This window comes from Phenylobacterium conjunctum, from assembly GCF_042679085.1.
Taxonomy (GTDB): Bacteria; Pseudomonadota; Alphaproteobacteria; order Caulobacterales; family Caulobacteraceae; genus Phenylobacterium; species Phenylobacterium conjunctum.
The window spans coordinates 1-2,915 of sequence record NZ_JBHTLQ010000110.1; the positions used below are offsets into that span (position 1 = coordinate 1).

The following is a 2,915-nucleotide window of genomic DNA, read 5'->3' on the forward strand; positions in this document are numbered from 1 at the left end:
AAGCGCCGCGGGCCAGGCCCTGGCGCTGCTCTCAGGATTCGGCCAGACCGCGCCGGCGGCTGCGCCCGCCGCGCCCGCCGCGCCGCCGCCGCACGACTGCGTCACCCTGGAGCCGCGCAAGAACAGCAATGGCTTTTGGAATGCGGTCAACGCCTGCGCCGTCACCGTAATCGGCCAGTACTGTTTTGAAGAGGGCGGCACGACCGGATGTCGCGCAGCGACCTTGCCCGCCTTCGGCCCGGTGAAAGCCGGCGAGACGGCGATGATCTATGGCCCAGACAGCAAGGCGCTTGTGCCCGGCCAGACCTCGACCTGGCGGGTCTCTTACTGCGCGTATGACGCGTATCTGAAGGGCCGCTGCAAACCCGAGCCGCTGCGATAAGCGTTGGGCCTTTCGGTTGGCGGCGCAAGGCTGCACTCGTCGTCTGAAGAGGGCGGCCCCTTGGCCCCAGAGGGCCAGCCCCTGAATTGATGCCGCGAAAGGTCCGTCAAGCCAGCTTCAACGGCGCCTGGTCCAGCGTCGCGCCGAGTCGCAAATCGTCCCCATGGGCGGCTAAGCCCCCTTCCTCCGACCGCGCCTCCCCGCCTGCGCCGGGATGAGCGGATTTTTGGCAGGCTGGCGTGGCGGTTAGTGGCCGCCCTTCTTCGGGATGAAATGGGTCGCCGCGATGATCACGGCGCCCAGGACCAGGCCCACCACGGCGGAGCCGGCTGCGAAGGCCAGCCAGCCGGTGATCGCACCGACGCCCGGGACCTGGCCCGCCCAGTGGCTGAAGCCCTCGACCCAGTGCGGGATCGGGCTGATGTGCAGGTGCTCCAAGCCGTGGACGATGATGCCCCCGCCGACCCAGAGCATGGCGGCGGTGCCGACCAGGGTCAGGCCGTTCAGCAGGCTGGGCATGCCCTTGACCATGGCCCTGCCCAGGGCCTTCAAGGCCGGTCGTTCGCCCTTGGCCAGGTGCAGGCCGATGTCGTCCATCTTCACGATGAAGCCGACCACCCCATAGACGCCGACGGTGATCAGAAAGCCGACCACGGCCAGGGCCGCGGCCTGGATCAGCAGGGTCTCCTCGCTGACCGAGGCGAGGGAGATGGCCATGATCTCGGCCGACAGGATCAGGTCGGTGCGGATGGCGCCGGCGACCTTCTCTTTCTCCAGCGCCGCCGAGCTGAGGGCGAACTCTTCAGGCTGGTCGACCTCTTCATGGGTGACGAAAGCCTCGAGGATCTTCTCCGAAGCCTCATAGGACAGGTAGGCGCCGCCCAGCATCAGGAGCGGCGTGATCAGCCAGGGCGCGAACGCGCTGAGCGCCAGGGCGCCGGGCAGCAGGAAGAGGAACTTGTTGCGCAGGGACCCCAGCGCGATCTTCCAGACGATGGGCAGTTCGCGGTCGGGGGTGAAGCCCACGGCGTAGCCCGGGGTGACGGCGGTGTCGTCCACCACCACGCCCACGGCCTTGGCGCTGGCCTTGCCGGCGGCTGCGCCGACGTCGTCCAGGGAGGCGGCGGCGACCTTTGCGATGGCGGCCACGTCATCCAGTAGCGCCGCGAGACCCGAGGCCATGTCTGCTCCTGTCGGTTTTGGGGTGCGGTGGTGACCGAACCCCGTCGTCCTGGCAAGGACTTAGCGGCGGATGCTGATCCCGAGGCGCACCGTGCGGGGGCTGGCGAAGCTCTCGACGCCATCGCCGGTCTCGCCCACCTCGATGCGGGCGTCGGTGAAGTTCTCGGCCGCCAGGTAGAGCTCCGCGCCGGAGGCGAAGGCCCAGGCGGCGCGGGCGTCCAGGCCGACCGAGGGGGCCAGCACCCGGGTGTTCAGGTCATCCTCGAACCGTTTGCTCTCGTAGCGGGCCGACAGGTCCAGGGTGAAGCGCTCCGCAGGCCTCCAGGTTCCTGAGAGGGTGGCGGCGACCTTCGGGGTCTGGGCCGGGCGCTTGCCGGTGAGCTGGGGCGCCGACGCGCCCCCGTCCACCTCGGCATGGGTGGCCGAGACCGCGGCGCGCAGGAACACCTCGCCGAGGTCGCGGGCGGCGTCGGCCTCCAGGCCATAGGCGTCGATCTGGCCGGCGTTGCGGCGCTGGCGAAGGGTCCCGCCCGCCGGGATGAAGCCGGCCACGGGGAAGGTTCCGGGCCCTGCGCCCACAGTGACATTGGTGATCGGGTCGACCAGCCGGTTCCAGAACAGGGTGGCGGTCCAGCGCGCGGCGCCCTCCCCGCCCAGGCCCGCCTCCAGGCCATAGAGGGTCTCAGGCTTGAGGCCGGGATTGGCTTCGGTGACGTCATTGCCGACCCGGAAGGGCCGGTGCAGCTCGTTCAGGGTCGGGGCGCGGAAGCCGGCATAGGCCGCGCCGCGCAGCCAGACGGCGTCATTCATGGTCCACCTGGCGCCGAGCCGCGCCGTCGGGGTGACGCCGGACTTGTCGGCCGACGGATTGTTGAGGGTCAGGGCGCCGGTGGCGAGGTCGCGCTCGCGGCGGATGGCGCCGCTCTGGCGCCAGGCGTCGATCCGCGCCCCGCCCGTGAGCAGCAGGTCGCCCTGGTCGCGGACCAGCTCGGCGTAGATCCCGCCCACCGAGGTCCGCCCCCCGGACTCCCGGCCGCGGGTGAAGGCCGCGCCCTGGTACCGGAAGCGTTCGCGCGCCTCGCCTTGGGTGAAGCGGGCGTCTGCGCCGACCTCCCAGGACCAGGCCTCGCCTCGCCCCTGCCAGGCGGCGTTGAGGCCCCAACCCAGGGCCGGAGTGGAATACTGGTCGCTGGCCGGGGTGGTGGTCCGGCGGCCGGCGGCCACGGCGGCGGAGCTGTTGGCGAGGTCGCTGGCCCGGACCCAGGCCTGGGCGCGCCAGCCGCCGCCATCCTGAACCTGGGCCAGGAACAGGGTCGGCGAGGCGGTCCAGGCGGTGGACCAGGCGCGGGCG

The 2,915-nt window shown here is 71.3% G+C and carries 3 protein-coding genes; 1 reads left to right on the forward strand and 2 read right to left on the reverse strand.

All coding sequences use genetic code 11. The features are described from left to right. Positions 1–382: hypothetical protein (locus ACFQ27_RS20735; RefSeq protein ID WP_377354908.1), on the forward strand; the 382-nt coding region annotated here is incomplete at its 5' end. 246 nt (positions 383–628) lie between these two features. Here ACFQ27_RS20735 and ACFQ27_RS20740 read toward each other — a convergent pair. After that, the gene (locus tag ACFQ27_RS20740; protein WP_377354909.1) at positions 629–1,564 is read right to left on the reverse strand and encodes a DUF808 domain-containing protein; all 936 of its coding nucleotides are present in this window, start codon (positions 1,562–1,564) and stop codon (positions 629–631) included. A gap of 60 nt (positions 1,565–1,624) precedes the next feature. After that, positions 1,625–2,915 (reverse strand): TonB-dependent receptor domain-containing protein (locus ACFQ27_RS20745; RefSeq protein WP_377354911.1); only part of this gene is annotated, 1,291 nt, incomplete at its 5' end.